15 protein-coding genes and 1 rRNA gene are annotated in these 15,957 nt (G+C 75.6%); 3 read left to right on the plus strand and 13 right to left on the minus strand.

Annotated features, from left to right (window positions below; translation table 11 throughout):
- Positions 1–2 precede the first annotated feature (2 nt).
- From IF23_RS0118935 to IF23_RS31425, 6 genes are all read right to left on the minus strand, one after another.
- Positions 3–1,142: a glycosyltransferase family 4 protein gene (locus IF23_RS0118935; RefSeq protein WP_037678695.1), complete on the minus strand. Its 1,140-nt coding sequence runs from the start codon at positions 1,140–1,142 to the stop codon at positions 3–5.
- A gap of 237 nt (positions 1,143–1,379) precedes the next feature.
- Positions 1,380–2,210: a hypothetical protein gene (locus IF23_RS0118940; RefSeq protein ID WP_245655025.1), complete on the minus strand. Its 831-nt coding sequence runs from the start codon at positions 2,208–2,210 to the stop codon at positions 1,380–1,382.
- A 55-nt stretch (positions 2,211–2,265) separates the two neighbouring features.
- On the minus strand, positions 2,266–3,993 hold the full coding sequence (recN, locus tag IF23_RS0118945) for a DNA repair protein RecN (protein ID WP_030285183.1): 1,728 nt from the start codon (positions 3,991–3,993) through the stop codon (positions 2,266–2,268).
- Between the two features lie 137 nt (positions 3,994–4,130).
- Positions 4,131–5,009 carry an NAD kinase gene (locus tag IF23_RS0118950; protein WP_030285185.1) on the minus strand — a complete coding sequence of 293 codons (879 nt, stop codon included), beginning with the start codon at positions 5,007–5,009 and terminating at the stop codon, positions 4,131–4,133.
- Between the two features lie 59 nt (positions 5,010–5,068).
- On the minus strand, positions 5,069–5,884 hold the full coding sequence (locus IF23_RS0118955; protein ID WP_030285187.1) for a TlyA family RNA methyltransferase: 816 nt from the start codon (positions 5,882–5,884) through the stop codon (positions 5,069–5,071).
- Between the two features lie 7 nt (positions 5,885–5,891).
- Positions 5,892–6,308, minus strand: a complete 417-nt coding sequence (locus tag IF23_RS31425; RefSeq protein WP_078654076.1) for a hypothetical protein — start codon at positions 6,306–6,308, stop codon at positions 5,892–5,894.
- A gap of 112 nt (positions 6,309–6,420) precedes the next feature.
- On the opposite strand from IF23_RS31425, the gene IF23_RS0118965 reads away from it, so the two are divergent.
- The gene (locus IF23_RS0118965) at positions 6,421–6,768 is read left to right on the plus strand and encodes a sterol-binding protein (protein ID WP_030285191.1); all 348 of its coding nucleotides are present in this window, start codon (positions 6,421–6,423) and stop codon (positions 6,766–6,768) included.
- Here the strand turns inward: IF23_RS0118965 and IF23_RS0118970 are convergent.
- The 3 genes from IF23_RS0118970 to IF23_RS0118980 are packed head-to-tail and all read right to left on the minus strand — an operon-like array spanning position 6,752 to position 9,737.
- Positions 6,752–7,621: an ABC transporter ATP-binding protein gene (locus IF23_RS0118970; RefSeq protein WP_078654077.1), complete on the minus strand. Its 870-nt coding sequence runs from the start codon at positions 7,619–7,621 to the stop codon at positions 6,752–6,754. The genes IF23_RS0118965 and IF23_RS0118970 overlap by 17 nt on opposite strands.
- The gene (locus IF23_RS0118975; protein ID WP_078654078.1) at positions 7,618–8,694 is read right to left on the minus strand and encodes a FecCD family ABC transporter permease; all 1,077 of its coding nucleotides are present in this window, start codon (positions 8,692–8,694) and stop codon (positions 7,618–7,620) included. The genes IF23_RS0118970 and IF23_RS0118975 overlap by 4 nt, the downstream gene beginning before the upstream one ends.
- Positions 8,691–9,737 (minus strand): FecCD family ABC transporter permease, encoded by a 1,047-nt coding sequence (locus tag IF23_RS0118980; RefSeq protein WP_037678705.1) that lies wholly within the window; start codon positions 9,735–9,737, stop codon positions 8,691–8,693. Before IF23_RS0118980 ends, IF23_RS0118975 begins: the two co-directional genes overlap by 4 nt.
- 72 nt (positions 9,738–9,809) lie before the next feature.
- Here IF23_RS0118980 and IF23_RS0118985 point away from each other — a divergent pair, with 72 nt between their 5' ends.
- Positions 9,810–10,835 (plus strand): ABC transporter substrate-binding protein, encoded by a 1,026-nt coding sequence (locus IF23_RS0118985; protein ID WP_030285198.1) that lies wholly within the window; start codon positions 9,810–9,812, stop codon positions 10,833–10,835.
- Between the two features lie 162 nt (positions 10,836–10,997).
- Here IF23_RS0118985 and IF23_RS0118990 read toward each other — a convergent pair whose 3' ends face one another.
- Positions 10,998–12,023: an HAD-IIA family hydrolase gene (locus IF23_RS0118990; protein ID WP_030285199.1), complete on the minus strand. Its 1,026-nt coding sequence runs from the start codon at positions 12,021–12,023 to the stop codon at positions 10,998–11,000.
- 127 nt (positions 12,024–12,150) lie between these two features.
- Between IF23_RS0118990 and IF23_RS0118995 the strand changes: the two genes are divergently transcribed.
- A complete protein-coding gene (locus IF23_RS0118995) occupies positions 12,151–13,416 on the plus strand; it encodes a DUF1015 family protein (RefSeq protein ID WP_030285201.1) in 1,266 nt (421 codons plus the stop codon).
- A 91-nt stretch (positions 13,417–13,507) separates the two neighbouring features.
- Here IF23_RS0118995 and IF23_RS33585 read toward each other — a convergent pair whose 3' ends face one another.
- From IF23_RS33585 to rrf, 3 genes are all read right to left on the minus strand, one after another.
- The gene (locus IF23_RS33585) at positions 13,508–14,329 is read right to left on the minus strand and encodes a tetratricopeptide repeat protein (RefSeq protein WP_030285203.1); all 822 of its coding nucleotides are present in this window, start codon (positions 14,327–14,329) and stop codon (positions 13,508–13,510) included.
- Complete coding sequence (locus IF23_RS34470) at positions 14,311–15,459, minus strand: hypothetical protein (RefSeq protein WP_051739703.1); 1,149 nt, start codon at positions 15,457–15,459, stop codon at positions 14,311–14,313. The genes IF23_RS33585 and IF23_RS34470 overlap by 19 nt, the downstream gene beginning before the upstream one ends.
- 279 nt (positions 15,460–15,738) lie before the next feature.
- Positions 15,739–15,850 (minus strand): 5S ribosomal RNA (gene rrf / locus IF23_RS0119010).
- Positions 15,851–15,957 lie beyond the last annotated feature (107 nt).

Below are 15,957 nucleotides of genomic sequence, written 5' to 3' on the forward strand. Positions count from 1 at the left end.
GCTCAGCCCGGGGCGTGGGCGCCGACGGGCCGGGCCACCTCGTCGTAGACGCTCAGCACCTGGGCGACCGTGGCGTCCTCGGTCGGCCAGTCGGCGGCCCGGAGCGGACCGGCGGCGGCGAGGGCGGCGCGCCGGTCCGGGTCGGCGAGCAGGCCCAGGACCGCGCGGGCGAGGGCGACCGCGTCGCCGGGGCGGGTCAGTTCGGCGGCGGGGCCGAGGAGTTCGCGCAGCTCACCGGTGGCGGCGGCGACCAGCGGCGCCCCGGCCGCCAGCGCCTGCTGGGCGAGCGGCGGGCGGGCGTCCCAGCGCCCCGGGACGGCCACCACATCGGCGGCGGCGAGGAGTTCGGGCAGATCGGCGCGGTGCCCGGCGAGGAGGACCGGCAGCTCCTCGGTCTCGATCCGGCGCTGGAGCGCGGCCCGGCGACCGCCCTCGCCGACGACGACCAGCAGCGGGCGCGGCTCACGCGCGGCCCAGGCGTGCGCGGCGTCCAGCAGCAGATCGTGCTCCTGCCGCTCCTCCAGCGGGCCCGCGGCGAGCACCAACGGGCGGTCCACCGCGCCCAGTTCGGCCCGGACCTTGTGGCGGGTGCGGTCGGCGTCGCCGTCGCCGGCGGCCCGGGGGCCCGGCGGGGCGAGCGGGGCCAGCCGGGCGTCGCGGGCGCCGCGCTCCCGGGCGCGGTCGACGAGCCCGGCGCAGACACCGAGGACGACGGCGGCGGCGCGCGCCAACTGCCGCTCCCGCAGCCGCACCAGCGCCCCCGCCGTCCGGGCCGCGGTGTGCCAGGTGACGACGAGCGGGAGACGGCCACCGCGCGGGCCGCGCACCGTGCGGAGCACCGGCAGGGCGCTCAGCCCGGCCCGTACACCGTGGGCGTGGACCACGTCCGCGTCGCGGAAGGCGCCGCGCAGCGCAGCGAGGGCGGCCGGGTCCGGGCGGGCCGCCACCGGGACGAACCGGGCCCCGGCCGCGGTGAAGCCGTGTGTCTCCTCGGCCGGTGCCGGGGCGCAGACCGTGACCTGCACGCCGCGGGCGATCAGCCCGGCGGTGAGCGAACGGACGTGGGCGGCGCTGCCCGTGGCGCCGTGGCCGAGCACCTGGACCGTGCGCAGTGGCGCCTGGCCGTGCGGCGGGGGCGGCATGCGGGTCACGGCGGGGGGCTCCTGGGTCGGCGGGTTGGGTCCGTGCGGCGGGACGGTCGGGCGGTCGCACACCGGCGGGTCGCGGGGAGTTGCCCACCGAGGGGCGCGCGGAGCGCCTGCGGGCGCCGGGGGCGTACGCGGGGAGTGTGTGCGGTGTCCGCCGCGGCACCGCGCACCAGGATGCCAGGCCGCGGGCGTCAATTCCGCACCGTTCGCCCGCCGTTCAGGTGGGATGTCTCACCCGCCCGACCGCTGGACCACCCCCATGGGGGACAGAACACCCGTTCCCCGACACCCGGTCGGGGCCGGTCGCGGCGACCGGCCCCGGACGTCGCCGATCACCGCCGCCGCCACCAGCGCGGCGGCGTGCGCGGCGAGCCCCGCCCGGCCGTACCGGGCCACGACGGAGAGCCCCAGCGCCGCGCCGAGCGCATGCGCACCGGTGTCGCCGAGCATCGTGCGGGCGGCGGCGTCGTCGGCGAGGACGGCGACCGCGGCGCCCACCGGAGCCGCCGCCGCACACCCCGCGGGGCCGCCGCCGACCAGCCCCGGCGCGCCCAGCACCAGGACGGCGCCGACGGCGCGGCCCGGCCGGAGGTCGAGCAGGTTGACCAGATGGGCGGACCCGGCGACGACGACGCCCGCCAGCAGTGCGTCGACCGGCCGCCGCCGCAGCACCGCCCCGGCGGCGAGCCCGGCGCCGCCGATGCCGAACAGCTTGACCGCGCCGGAGGTCACCTCGCCGTGCGCGAGCGCCGTCAGGTGGGCCCGGAAGCCGCGGCGCGGGTCGCCCGCGCCGCGTAGGTCGTCGTAGGCACCGCAGGCGCCCGCGGCGAGGACGGTGAGCGCCGCGGCGGTGCGGGCGCGCGGCGTCCCCGGGGCGGCGGCCACCGCGCAGGCGGCGCCGAGGGCGGTGGCGGGCCCGGCGTGGAGCGTGACCGGGCGTCCGGCGTGGTTGGTCCGCCGCCAGCGGGCGGCGCCCCCGGGCGGTCGGCGGCGCAGCGCCGCGTACATGGCGCGGGTGGCGACCGCCGCGCCCGCCAGGACCGCCGCCCGGCCGTCCGTCATCACCCCACGTGCTCCGATCGTCCCGCTCCCCTCCGTGTCCCGGCGGCGCCCGCCGTCACCGTCCCGTACGGGCCGTCTCCAGCAGCTCCTCGGCGTGCGCCCGGGCCGTCTGCGAATCCTCCTGACCGGCCAGCATCCGCGACAGCTCCCGGATGCGCTCCTCGCCCTCCAGGACGGTGACACCGCTGCGGGTGACCGAACCGTCGTGGGTCTTGGCGACCAGCAGCTGCCGGTCGGCGAAGGCCGCGACCTGCGGGAGGTGGGTGACGACGACGACCTGCGCGGACTGCGCGAGGCGGGCGAGGCGGCGGCCGACCTCCACCGCCGCCTTGCCGCCGACACCCGCGTCGACCTCGTCGAAGAGGTACGTCGGGACGGGGTCGGAACCGGCGAAGACGACCTCCACGGCGAGCATCACGCGGGAGAGTTCACCGCCGGAGGCGCCCTTGGAGATCGGGCGGGGCGGGGCGCCCGGGTGCGGGGCGAGCAGCAGCTCGACCTCGTCGGCGCCGCTCGGCCCGTAGACCACGGACCGGCCGCCGACCTCGACGCCGTCGCTCTCCTCGACCGCCTCGGTCTGGCGGATGTCGACACTCACCCGGGCGTGCGGCATGGCGAGTTCGGCCAGCTCCGCGGTGACATCGGCGGCGAAGCGGGCGGCGGCGGCGGTCCGGGCGTCGGTCAGCTCCTGGGCCAGGGCGCCCAGTTCGCCGCGGAGGGCGTCGCGCTCCTCGGTCAGCTCGGTGATCCGGTCGTCGTCGCCGTCCAGTTCGGCCAGGCGCGCCGCGCTCTCCTGCGACCAGGCCAGCACCGCGTCGATGTCCTCGCCGTACTTGCGGGTCAGATGGGTCAGCGCGGCGCGGCGCTCCTCGACGGCGGCGAGCCGCAGCGGGTCGGCGTCCAGCCCGTCGGCGTACCCGGCGAGATCGCCCGCGGCGTCCGCCATCAGGATGGCGATCTCGCCGACCCGCTCGGCCAGCGCGGCCAGCTGCGCGTCGTGGCCGCGGACGGCGTCGAGCGCCCGCCGCGCCCCGGCGACGAGGGTGGCGGCGTCGACGCCCTCGGGGTCCTCCGGATCACCGGCCAGCGCGGCGTGCGCGGCACCGGCGGCGGCGGCCAGCGCCTCGGCGTGGCCCAGGCGTTCGGCCTCCGCGGCGAGCGCGGTGTCCTCGCCGGGCTGCGGTTCGACGGCGGCGATCTCGTCCAGCCCGAAGCGGAGCAGATCGGCTTCCTGGGCGCGTTCGCGGGCCCGCGTCGTCAGGGTCTCCAGCTCGGTGGCGACCGCGCGCAGCCGCCGGTGGGCGGTGGCGTAGCGGGCCAGGGGCGCGGCGACGGCGTCCCCGGCGTAACGGTCCAGGGCCTCGCGCTGGCGGGCCGGGCGGAGCAGACCCTGCTGGTCGGTCTGGCCGTGCACCGCGACCAGTTCGTCGGACAGCTCCGTCAGCAGGCCGACCGGGACGGACCGGCCGCCGACATGGGCGCGGGAGCGGCCCTCGGCGGAGACGGTGCGGCTGATCAGCAGCGCCCCGTCGTCCAGTTCGGCGCCCGCCTCCTGGGCGCGGACCGCCGCGGGCGCCGCGGCGTCCATCGTGAGGCGGCCCTCGACGACCGCCGCCTTGGCGCCGATCCGCACCAGCGCGGCATCGGCGCGCCCGCCGAGCAGCAGGCCGAGGCTGGTGACGACCATGGTCTTGCCCGCGCCCGTCTCACCCGTCACCGCCGTGAAGCCCGGGGACAGCTCGACTACGGCGTCGTCAATGACGCCCAGGGACCGGATCCGCATCTCCTCCAACACGGATACGACCTTACGAGGTCCACCGGCCCCCTCGCGACGGACTCCCGTCCCCGCCACCCGCCGGGGTGGCCGCCCGCTCCCCGGGGCGCCCGGGATCGTCCCGGTACACCCCGGTACCGGACCGGTCAGTGCGGGGCGCCGCGCCACCCGGCCACCGGCAGCGCGAACTTCGCGACGAGGCGGTCGGTGAAGGAGGCGTGGTGCAGCCGGGCCAGCCGGACCGGGACCGCGCCCCGGCGGACCTCGACCCGCGCCCCGGCGGGCAGCTCGACGCTGCGGCGCCCGTCGCACCAGAGCACCCCGTGCGGCGTCTTGGGCTGCACCTCGACCGCGAGCACCGACTTCGGCGAGGTGACCAGCGGCTTCGCGAAGAGGGCGTGGGCGCTGATCGGCACCATCAGCAGCGCCTCCACCTCGGGCCAGACGACCGGCCCGCCCGCCGAGAACGCGTACGCGGTGGAGCCGGTCGGGGTGGCGCAGACGACGCCGTCGCCGCCGAAGCGGGAGACCGGGCGGCCGTCGACCTCGGTGACGACCTCCAGCATCCGCTCCCGGGCCGCCTTCTCGACGGACGCCTCGTTGAGCGCCCAGTCGGTGTGCACGATGCTGCCGTTGTTGCGCACCAGCACATCGATGGTCATCCGCTCCTCGACCTCGTAGGAGCGGGTGACGACGCGGTCGACGACCTTGTCGAGGTCGTCGCGTTCGGCCTCGGCGAGGAAGCCGACCCGGCCGAGGTTGACGCCGAGCATCGGCACCCCGGAGGTGCGGGCGAAGTCGGCGCCGCGCAGCAGGGTGCCGTCGCCGCCGAGGACGACGAGGAGTTCGCAGCCCTCGGCGGCGCTCTGCCGGGAGGCGACGCGTTCGACGGCGTCGGGCAGCGGCAGATCCGCCGCCTCCTCGGCGAGGACGCGGACGCCGATGCGGTGGCGCAGCAGGCCCTGGACGACGCGTTCGGCGCTGCGGATCGCGGCCGGACGGCCGGTGTGGGCGAGCAGGAACACCGTCCGGACCGGCTCTCCGCCCGGCTGCGGTGCGCTCTGTGGAACTGCCTGTGTGGTGGTCAACGCGGCCCCTCCGCCACTGCACGGTCGACATCCGCCGGGTCGAGTGCGGGCGCCCCGGCGCGGAGCCACAGAAAGTACTCGACGTTGCCGGAGGGGCCGGGCAGCGGGCTCGCGGTCACGCCGAGGACGCCCAGGCCCAGTTCGGCGGCGCGGGCGGCGACGGCGCGGACCGCCTCGGCGCGCAGCTCCGGGCTGCGGACCACCCCGCCGCTGCCCAGCCGCTCCTTGCCGACCTCGAACTGCGGCTTGACCATCAGGACGAGGTCGGCGCCGGGCGCGGTGCAGGCGGTCAGGGCGGGCAGCACCAGGCCCAGCGGGATGAAGGAGAGATCGCCGACGACCAGGTCGACGGGGACGCCGTCGACCTGGTCGAGGGTCAGCTCACGGACGTTGGTGCGGTCCTTGACGGTGACCCGCTCGTCGCTCTGGAGCGACCAGGCGAGCTGGCCGTAGCCGACGTCGACGGCGACGACATGGGCGGCCCCGGCGCGCAGCAGGACGTCGGTGAAGCCGCCGGTGGACGCCCCGGCGTCGAGCGCGCGGCGCCCCTCGACGCGCAGTCCGAGCGGGACGAACGCGGCGAACGCCCCGGCGAGCTTGTGTCCGCCGCGCGAGACGTAGTCCGGGTCGTCCGCGTCCTCGTGGACGACCACGGCGGCGCCGGTGGCGACCTGGGTGGCGGACTTGGTCGCGGTCGTGCCGCCGACGGTCACCCGTCCCGCGGCGATCAGCTGACCGGCGTGCTCCCGCGAGCGGGCCAGCTTGCGGCGCACCAGCTCCGCGTCGAGTCGGCGTCGTGCCACTCCTGCCACCTGTGGTTCAGCTCCTGAGATCGTTCGTCGCCGGGCCGTGTCCGGCCGGCGTGGGGGCGGGCGGCCCGGGCTGCCCGTCGAGGGCGGCCAGCGCGTCACGCAGCCCACGGTGAACATCCTCGTACACCGCGAGGTGCGCGCCGACGGCGAGGTGGTCGGCGTCGGCGAGGCGGCGCAGCGGGGTGTCGACGGCGGGCTCGCCGGTGGGGGTGAGGGCGACGCCGAGCGGCTGCGGGGCGGCGGGCGCGGCGCCGCCGTCGGCCGCGTCCCGCGCCTCGGGGCCGCCGGGCTCCGGTGCGGGGTCCGCCGCGACGGCGGGATCCGGGGCGGCGGGCCCGGGCTCCGGCTCCGTGCTCCGGCCGGTCCCCGCGGTCGGGGGCTGGTGCGGGCGGTGCGGCGGCGGGTCCGGCGTCGGCTGGTGCATGTCCCCGACGCTACCGCGTACCGCCGGGCGGGACCGTAAGGCCGGTGGGCGGGCCCGCCACGCCGCCGGGCGGGCCGGGCGGTGGCGGGGCGGCGGGCTATCGTCGGCGGCGATGGCAACTCTCGACCAGTGCCGCGCGGCGCTCGACCGGCTGGCCCGCAACATGTCCGGCGCCGAGGGCGAGGCACGCGCCGCCGCCGCGCTCGACCGCTCGCTCAGCTGCCGCCTCACCGATCTCGACGTCACGTTCCTGGGGCGGCTGGCCCACGGCACCGTCGAGGACGTGTCGAGCGTGCCGGGACCGCCGCCGTACAAGGCCGAGATCCGGCTGACGATGTCCGGGGACGATCTGGTCGCGCTGGTCGACGGGGAGCTGGACTTCGCGCGGGCCTGGGGCCGGGGCCGGGTGCGGCTGGAGGCCGGGGTGCTCGATCTGCTGCGGCTCAGGAAGCTGCTGTAGCCACCGCGGGGCGGCGGGCCGCGCGGGCCGCCGGGACGATCAGCGGGGTGCCGGTCTGCGGGTCGTCGATGATCTGGCAGCGCAGCCCGAAGACCGACTCGACCAGTTCGGCGGTGACGATGTCGCACGGCGCGCCCTCGGCGACGACCCGGCCGTCCTTCAGCGCGATCAGGTGGGTGGCGTAGCGGGCGGCGTGGTTGAGGTCGTGGAGGACGGCGACGAGGGTGCGGCCCTGTTCCTCGTGGAGTCCGGCGCAGAGGTCGAGGACCTCGATCTGGTGCTGGATGTCGAGGTAGGTGGTGGGCTCGTCGAGGAGGAGCAGCGGCGTCTGCTGGGCGAGCGCCATCGCGATCCACACCCGCTGCCGCTGCCCGCCGGAGAGTTCGTCGACGTACCGCTCGGCGAGGTCACCGATGCCGGTGTCCGCCATCGACTCCCGCACGATCCGCTCGTCCTCGCGCGACCACTGCCGCAGCACGCCCTGGTGCGGGTAGCGGCCCCGGGCGACGAGGTCGGCGACGGTGATGCCGTCGGGTGCGACGGACGACTGCGGCAGCAGCCCGAGGGTCCGGGCGACCTTCTTCGCCGGGTACGAGGAGAGCGCCGCGCCGTCCAGCAGGATCTGGCCGCCGGTCGGCTTGAGCATCCGCGACAGGGCGCGCAGCAGGGTCGACTTGCCGCAGCCGTTGGGGCCGACGATGACGGTGAAGGAGTGGTCGGGGATGCGGACCGAGAGGTCGTCGGCGATGACCCGGCGGTCGTAGGCGAGGGTGAGGTGCTCGGCCGCGAGACGGCTCACTTGGGGGCTCCTGGGGGTTGTCGTCGGGTCGGGGGCCGGGCGCGGGGCGCTCATATCCGTCCGGCGCGGCGCTCGGTGACCAGCAGCCAGACGAGGTAGCCGCCGCCGAGGGCGCCGGTGAGGACGCCGACCGGCAGCTGGTCCGCGCCGAAGAGCCGCTGTCCGGCCCAGTCCGCGCCGACCAGCAGCGCGGCGCCCATCGCGGCGGACGGCAGCAGATTGGGGCCGGGCGCCCGGGTCAGCCGCCGGGCGAGCTGCGGCGCGGTGAGCGCGACGAAGGCGATCGGCCCGGCTGCCGCGGTGGCGGCGGCGACCAGCACGACGGCGGCGAGCAGGGTCACGGCGCGCACCCGCCCGGTGCGGACGCCGAGCGCACTGGCCGCGTCGTCGCCCATCTCCAGCATCCGCAGCGGCCGCCCGTACGCGAGGGTCAGCGGGATCAGGACGGCGCAGACGGCGGCGAGCGGCCACACCTGGCCCCAGTCGCGGCCGCTGAGGGAACCGGTCATCCAGGTGGTGGCGCCGGTCGCCTCGACGATGTTCGCCTTGGTCAGGAGGTAGAGGACGAGGGCGTAGAGCATCGCGGCGGCGCCGATGCCGACGAGGACGAAGCGGTAGCCGTGGATGCCGCGCTGCCAGGCCAGCAGGAAGATCAGCAGGCCGGTGACGACACCGCCGGTGACCGCCCCGGCGGCGACCGCGAAGGTGCCGCCGTGCAGGTAGACGATGACGAAGAGCGCGCCGACGGAGGCGCCCTGGCCGAAGCCGAGGACGTCCGGGCTGCCGAGCGGGTTGCGCGAGACGGTCTGGAAGACGGCCCCGGCGATGCCGAAGGCGGCGCCGACCAGCAGCCCCACCAGGACACGCGGCAGCCGCAGCTCCCGGACGATGAACCGCTGCCCCGGCTCGCCGCCGCCGGTCAGCGCCCGCAGCACCTCACCGGGTGTCAGCGGGAAGTCGCCGGAGCCGATGAGCGCGACGGCGGCGGCGAGGGCGAGGACGAGCAGCGCCGCCCCGGCGGCGACCGCCCGGGCATCGAGCCGCAGCGACAGGCCGCCGGGCGTGCGGAGGGTGGTGGTACGCCGGGTGCGCCGGGCGTCCGGCGCGGTGGTCACGGGGGTGTTCACAGCTGGGCCATCCTCCGGCGCCGTACGAGGTGGATGAAGACCGGGCCGCCGAGGACGGCGGTGACGATGCCGACCTGGAGTTCGCCGGGCCGGGCGGCGATCCGCCCGAGGATGTCCGCGCCGAGCAGCAGCACCGGCGAGAGGACCGCGGAGTACGGCAGGATCCACCGCAGATCGGGGCCGGTCAGCGCGCGGACCGCGTGCGGCACCATCAGTCCGACGTAGACGATCGGGCCGCAGGCGGCGGTGGCGCCGCCGCACAGCAGGGTCACCGCGCACATCGCCAGGATCCGGGTCCGGGTCAGCCGGGCGCCGAGCGCCCGCGCCTGGTCGTCACCGAGCGCGACGGCGTTGAGCGGCCGGGCCAGCAGCAGCGCGACGACCGCCCCCACCGCGAGGAACGGCGCGATGTGCCGGAACGTCGGCATGGTGGCGGTGGCCAGCGAACCGACCGTCCAGAAGCGCATCTTGTCCAGCGCCGCGGAGTCCAGGAGGTTGACGGCGTTGGTGTAGCCGGTGAGGACCGCGGTCAGCGCGGTACCGGCGAGGGCGAGCCGTACGGGCGTGGCGCCGCGGGTCCCGCCGAGGACGTACACCGCGGCGGAGACCACCGCGGCGCCCAGGAAGGCGAACCAGACGTAGCCGGTGAGCGAGGTGATCCCGAAGACGCTGATCGCGGTGACGACGGCGGCCGCGGCACCGGCGTTGATGCCGAGCAGTCCCGGATCGGCGAGCGGGTTGCGGGTCAGCGCCTGCATCACGGCGCCACCGAGGCCGAGGGCGGCGCCGACGGCGAGCCCGAGGAGGGTGCGCGGCACCCGGACGTCGTGGACGATGACGTCGGTGTCGGTCCCGGAGTAGTGGACGAGGCCGTGCCAGACCTGGTCGAGCGGGATCTGCTTGGCGCCGACGGCGAGGCCCAGCGCGGTGAGGACGGCGAGCGCGCAGACGGCGGCGACCAGCCCCGCGGGGCGCACGAGGTGACGCCGCGACGGTGTCACCGGCGCCGGGACCGTGGGGGTTTCGGGGGGACTGTCTACCAACACGAAGAGTTAGGTTAGCCTACCCTCATACTTCTTGACTCCCCCGCCCCTCCCAGGAAGAAGCACCTCCCCATGCGCACCTCCCGCACCTTCACCCCCTCCAGACGCGGCCTCCTCGCCACCGGCGGCGCCGTCGGCATCGGCGCGCTCCTCGCCGCGTGCGGCGGCGGCAGCGGCGGCAAGGGCTCCGGGTCGGCGGGCGGCGGCGCCTGGGCGTTCACCGACGACCGCAAGAAGAAGGTGTCGCTCGCCCACCCCCCGCAGCGCGTCGTCGCCTTCACCGGCACCGCCGCCGCCCTGCACGACTTCGGCGCGGACACCCACATCGTCGGCGTCTTCGGCCCGACCACGCTGCCGAACGGCAAGCCCGACCCGCAGGCCGGCGGCCTCGACGTCGACAAGGTCACCGTCATCGGCAATGCCTACAACCAGTTCAACGTAGAGAAGTACGCGAGCCTGGGCCCCGACCTGCTCATCACCAACATGTACGAGCCCGGCGCCCTCTGGTTCGTACCGGACGACCGCAAGAGCAAGATCACCCAGCTCGCCCCGACCGTCGCGCTGACCGCCTCCCGCACCCCGCTGGTGAAGATCATCGAGCGGTACGCCGAGCTGGCCGGGGCGCTCGGCGCCGACCTCAAGGCCAAGCGCGTCACCGACGCCAAGGCCCGCTTCGAGAAGGCGAGCGCGGAGCTGCGCGCCGCCGCCAAGGCCAACCCCGTCAAGGTCCTCGCCTGCTCCGGCAGCGCCGACCTCTTCTACGCGTCCAACCCCGGCATCAACGCCGACCTCATGTACTACAAGTCCCTCGGCGTCGACCTGATCGTCCCCGACCACCTCGACAAGGGCGGCTACTTCGAGAGCCTGAGCTGGGAGAACGCCGACAAGTACCGCGCCGATGTGCTGCTGCTCGACAGCCGCACGGCCACCCTCCAGCCCAAGGACCTGGCGAGCAAGCCGTCCTGGGCCCAGCTCCCCGCCGTCAAGGCCGACCAGATCACCCCCTGGTCCAGCGAGCCCCGCTTCTCCTACGCGGGCGCCACCCCGCTCATCGAACAGCTCACCCGGGCCATCCAGGGCGCGAAGAAGGTGCGCTGAGCGGAGGTGCCACCCCTTCGCTGACAGAGGTGACAGGCCTTCGGGTCCGGGCGGCCCGCCGGACCGTGGCCGGAAGCCGGTCCGGGCGCGCGGCGGGCCCGCCCGGACCCGAAGGCCCGCCCGGCCCGAAGGCCCGTCACCCCGGCGGCCCGCCGCCCGCGCTCACAGCCCCAGCGCCCGCAGCGCCTTCCCGGTGTCCCCCGCGTACGCACCGTCGCCCGCCGCCGTCCACGCCGCCGCGCAGAGCGCCCGCAGCCCGTCCAGCGGCGCACCGTCGCCCTCGACGTCCAGCCGGTCGCCGCGGTCCACCGCCCGCAGAGCGCCGCACCGGAACCCGTCCCCGTCCGGCACCACCGCGGGCTGCGGCACCAGCAGTCCCCGCAGGTCGGCATCGACATAGGTGGGCCGGTGCGGCGGCGGCGCGATCAGCAGATCGGCGGGCGTGGTCACCCCCGTGAGCACCAGCAGCGACTCGACCCCGCCGTTGAAGGCACCCTCGATGTCCGTGTCGAGGCGGTCCCCGATGACCAGCGGACGGCGCGCACCGGTCCGCAGCACCGTCTCGCGGTGCATCGGCGGCTGCGGCTTCCCCGCCACCTGCGGCTCCCCGCCCGCCGCGATCCGCACCACCTCGACCAACGCACCGTTGCCCGGCGCGATCCCCCGCTCCCGCGGAATCGTCAGATCCGTGTTGGACGCGAACCACGGCACCCCGCGCTGCACCGCGTACGCCGCCTCCGCCAGCCGCCCCCAGTCGATCCCCGCGTCGTACCCCTGCACCACCGCCGCCGGGCCGTCGTCGGCCGACTCCACCGGCTCCAGCCCGCGTTCACGCAACGCCACCCGGAGCCCCTCACCGCCGACGGTCAGCACCCGGGAGCCCGCCGGGACCTGCTCGGCGATCAGCCGGGCCACCGCCTGCGCCGAGGTGATCACGTCCTCGGCGCCGGTCGGCAGGCCGAATCCGGTCAGTTGGGCGGCGACCGTCTGCGGCGTCCGGGCGGCGTTGTTGGTCACATACGCCAGATGCATCCCGCCCTCCCGCGCCGCGGTGAGCGCGTCCACGGCGTGCGGCAGGGCCACGCCCCCGGCGTAGACGACCCCGTCCAGATCCAGCAGCGCCGTGTCGTACTCCGCACACAGCGCACGGTCACACCCGCCGGGCCGTCCGCGCATCCGCTCCGTCATGCCGTTCCGCTCCTTCACCGGCCCCGCCGCACCACGCCCGGTGCGGCCACGGGCCACCGATACATCCAGCCATGTCCTGGCTCTCCCCCGATCATCCCGCACCCGATCGGCGCCGTAGCATTCCCCAATGACCGATACCGACGGCCTCCGCCTCCTCCCGTTCCGTGGGCTGCGCTACGCCCCGGACCGGATCAGCAGTCTCACCGCGGTCACCTCTCCCCCGTACGACGTCGTGGTCCGGCCCGACGGCGTCCGACTCCTGGAGACCGCCGACCCGTACAACATCGTGCGGCTGATCCTGCCCCAGGCCGCCGACCCGGCCACCCGGCACCGGCAGGCCGCCACCACCCTGACCCGCTGGCGCGCCGAAGGCGTCCTGGTGACCGACCCGCGCCCCGCGCTCTACGTCTACGAGCAGCGCAGCGGCGACATCCTCCAGCGCGGGCTGATCGGCGCACTCCGGCTGGACGGCCCGGTACTGCCACACGAGGACGTCATCCCCGAGGTCGTCGAGGACCGCGCCGCCCTGATGCGCGCCGCCGCCGCCAACTTCGAGCCACTGCTCCTCGCCTACCGCGGCGACGGCTCGGTCACCGGCGCCGCCGCCGTCATCGAAACCGCCGTCCGGCGCGCCCCGCTGCTCGCCACCACCACCGAGGACGGCTTCACCCACCGCCTCTGGGCCGTCACCGACCCCGGCGAACTCGCCACCATCGACGCGGACCTCTCCGGCCATCAGGCGCTGATCGCCGACGGCCACCACCGCTGGGCCACCTACCAGCGCCTCCTGGAGCAGACGCCCGACGCCGGTGCCGACTCCCCCTGGGCCTCCGGTCTGGTGCTGCTCGTCGACTCCGCCCGCCATCCGCTCCAGGTCCGCGCCATCCACCGGGTGCTGCCGCATCTGCCGCCCGCCGAGGCGCTCGACCGGCTCGGCGGCGCCTTCCGGGCCCGCCGGCTGCCCGGCGACGCGGCCGCCGCCCTCGCCACCCTGGAGAAGACCCCGGGCAGCGCCTTCGTCCTCACCGACGGCACCGGCACCTACCACCTCCTGGACCGCCCCGACCCGCAGCTGCTGGCGGAGGCGGTACGCGCCGACCGCCCGGAGCTGTGGCGCACCCTCGACGCCACGGTCCTGCACTCCGTCCTCCTCGACACGGTCTGGCAGATCCCCGACCACCCCACACACATCAGCTATCTGCACCACACCGAGGCCGCCCTCGCCCAGGCCGCCCGCCACGGCGGCACCGCCGTCCTGATGCGCGCCGCCACCGAGGAGACCGTCCGCGCCCTGGCCCGCCAGGGCGTGACGATGCCCCGCAAGTCCACCTCCTTCGGCCCCAAACCGGCCACCGGCCTGGTCCTGCGCACACTGGACGCGCCGATGGACTGACCGGAGGCACCGGTCCGGAAACGCACGGAGGGCGGGATCCCCACGGGATCCCGCCCTCCGTCCTTCACGTCATCCGCGACGCGCCACCGGCTCAGCCCTTCTCGGGCGCCCCGCCCTCGGCACCGTCCCGGCGGACGTCGTCCGCACGGTCCGCACCGTCCTCGACGGCGTCCTCGTCGGCCACATCGACCGCCGCGTCGACGACCCCGGCACCGGCCTCGGCCACATCCCGGTCCGCCGCGGGCTTGTCGGCCGCGGGCTCCTCGTCGTCCGCCGACTCGTCCAGCGCGTCGGTGAACTCCACGCCGTCCAGCTCGGCCAGCCGGTCCGACGCGTCGGTCGTCCCGCCCTGATCGGCCTCCAGCGCCTTGGCGAACCAGTCGCGCGCCTCGCCCTCCCGGCCGACGGCCAGCAGCGCGTCGGCGTACGCGTAGCGCAGCCGCGCCGTCCACGGGTGCACCGCGCTCGACGCCAGCTCGGGGCTCTGCAGCGTCACCACCGCGGCCTCCGCCTGACCCATGTCCCGGCGGGCACCCGCGGCGACCAGCCGCATCTCGACCTGACCGGCCTTGTCCAGCTTCGCCACCTCGGGCTCACCGGCCATCGCCATCGCCTTCTCCGGGCGCCCCAGACCGCGCTCGCAGTCCGCCATGACGGGCCACAGCTCCACGCTGCCGGTCATCCGCCGCGACGCCCGGAACTCCGCCAGCGCCTCGCTGTACTTGCCGACGGCGTACGCGGCGAAGCCCGCCGCCTCCCGCACCGCGGCGACCCGGGACGCCAGCCGCAGCGCGACCCGCGAGTACCCGTACGCCCGCTCCGGGTCCTCGTCCAGCAGCTTCGCCACCATGACGAGGTTCTTGGCGACATCCTCGGCCAGCGTCTTCGGCAGGCTCAGCAGCTCCTGCCGCACATCCTTGTCGATCTCGTCACCGGTGACGTCCTCGGGAATCGGCAGCCGCTTGATCGGCTCCCGACGCTCGTCCCGCCGGTCATCCCGCCGCTCCTCACGCCCCCGCCCGGCCCCATAAGGCCGCCGCCCACGCTCATCGTCCCGCCGGAAGCCACCACGGTCATCGCGACGGTCATCCCGGCGGAAGCCACCCCCGTCACCACCGCGATCATCACGACGGAACCCACCGCGGTCACCGCCACGGTCATCACGACGCTCGTCCCGGCGGAAGCCCCCGCGGTCACCACCACGGTCATCGCGGCGCTCGTCACGGCGGAAGCCGCCCCGGTCGCCACCACGATCGTCACGGCGGTCATCGCGACGGAACCCGCCGCGGTCACCACCGCGGTCGTCCCGACGCTCATCGCGACGGTCGTCGCGGCGGAAGCCCCCGCGGTCGCCACCGCGGTCATCGCGACGGTCATCGCGGCGGAAGCCACCCCGGTCACCACCGGACGGACGGTCATCCCGACGGAACGACGGCCGGTCATCGCGACGGAACCCCCCGCGGTCACCACCACGGTCGTCCCGACGCTCATCGCGGCGGAAGCCCCCGCGGTCGCCACCGCGGTCATCGCGGCGCTCGTCCCGGCGGAAGCCACCCCGGTCACCACCGGACGGACGGTCATCCCGACGGAACGACGGCCGGTCGTCCCGACGGAAGCCGCCCCGGTCGCCGCCCCGGTCGTCCCGGCGGTCATCGCGGCGGAAGCCGCCCCGGTCACCACCGGACGGACGGTCGTCGCGACGGAAGCCACCGCGGTCACCGCCACGGTCATCACGGCGGTCGTCCCGGCGGAAGCCACCACGGTCGTCACGGCGCTCGCCACCACGGTCATCGCGGCGGAAACCGCCACGCTCGCCACCGCGGTCGTCGCGGCGGAAGCCCCCGCGGTCGCCACCACGGTCATCGCGACGGTCGTCCCGGCGGAAGCCGCCCCGGTCACCACCGGACGGACGGTCATCGCGGCGGAAGCCACCACGGTCGTCACGGCGCTCGCCACCACGGTCATCGCGGCGGAAGCCACCGCGGTCGTCCCGGCGGTCATCGCGACGGAACCCGCCACGCTCACCACCGGACGAGCGGTCATCCCGTCGGCCGTAACCGCCGCCGGACGGGCGCCCGCCACGGTCGAAGTCACGTCGCGGGCCCCGGTCGTCACGCCGGAAACCACCGCGGTCGCCGTCGTCACGCCGCTGCGGGCGACGCTCCGAACGATCGTCGGAAGAGTTGGGGGACATCGACGTGACTCCTGTCTTCGGCACTGCATTCATTCTCACGCACCGACCACTTCGGCGCGCTTCGGCAAAACAAAAAGGACCCCTGGTCCCAGCATGAACGCTGGGACCAGGGGTCCTGAAAAATTGTTCGGCGGCGTCCTACTCTCCCACAGAGTCCCCTCTGCAGTACCATCGGCGCTGAAAGGCTTAGCTTCCGGGTTCGGAATGTAACCGGGCGAGCGATTGCGACTGTTCGCAACCCGGGAACCACACAGTGGACGCGAGCAACTGAGGACAAGCCCTCGGCCTATTAGTACCAGTCAACTCCACACCTTACGGCGCTTCCATATCTGGCCTATCAACCCAGT

This window comes from Streptomyces catenulae (assembly GCF_000718015.1).
Taxonomy (GTDB): Bacteria; Actinomycetota; Actinomycetes; order Streptomycetales; family Streptomycetaceae; genus Streptomyces; species Streptomyces catenulae.

Coding starts and splice junctions, on each gene's coding strand:
- IF23_RS0118935 (WP_037678695.1), bottom strand. CDS start 1,142: ATGCCGCCCCCGCCGCACGGCCAGGCGCCACTGCGCACGGTCCAGGTG.
- IF23_RS0118970 (WP_078654077.1), bottom strand. CDS start 7,621: ATGAGCGCCCCGCGCCCGGCCCCCGACCCGACGACAACCCCCAGGAGC.
- recN (WP_030285183.1), bottom strand. CDS start 3,993: ATGCGGATCCGGTCCCTGGGCGTCATTGACGACGCCGTAGTCGAGCTG.
- IF23_RS0118965 (WP_030285191.1), top strand. CDS start 6,421: ATGGCAACTCTCGACCAGTGCCGCGCGGCGCTCGACCGGCTGGCCCGC.
- IF23_RS0118985 (WP_030285198.1), top strand. CDS start 9,810: ATGCGCACCTCCCGCACCTTCACCCCCTCCAGACGCGGCCTCCTCGCC.
- IF23_RS0118995 (WP_030285201.1), top strand. CDS start 12,151: ATGACCGATACCGACGGCCTCCGCCTCCTCCCGTTCCGTGGGCTGCGC.
- IF23_RS0118990 (WP_030285199.1), bottom strand. CDS start 12,023: ATGACGGAGCGGATGCGCGGACGGCCCGGCGGGTGTGACCGTGCGCTG.
- IF23_RS31425 (WP_078654076.1), bottom strand. CDS start 6,308: ATGCACCAGCCGACGCCGGACCCGCCGCCGCACCGCCCGCACCAGCCC.
- IF23_RS0118940 (WP_245655025.1), bottom strand. CDS start 2,210: ATGACGGACGGCCGGGCGGCGGTCCTGGCGGGCGCGGCGGTCGCCACC.
- IF23_RS34470 (WP_051739703.1), bottom strand. CDS start 15,459: ATGACCGCTCGTCCGGTGGTGAGCGTGGCGGGTTCCGTCGCGATGACC.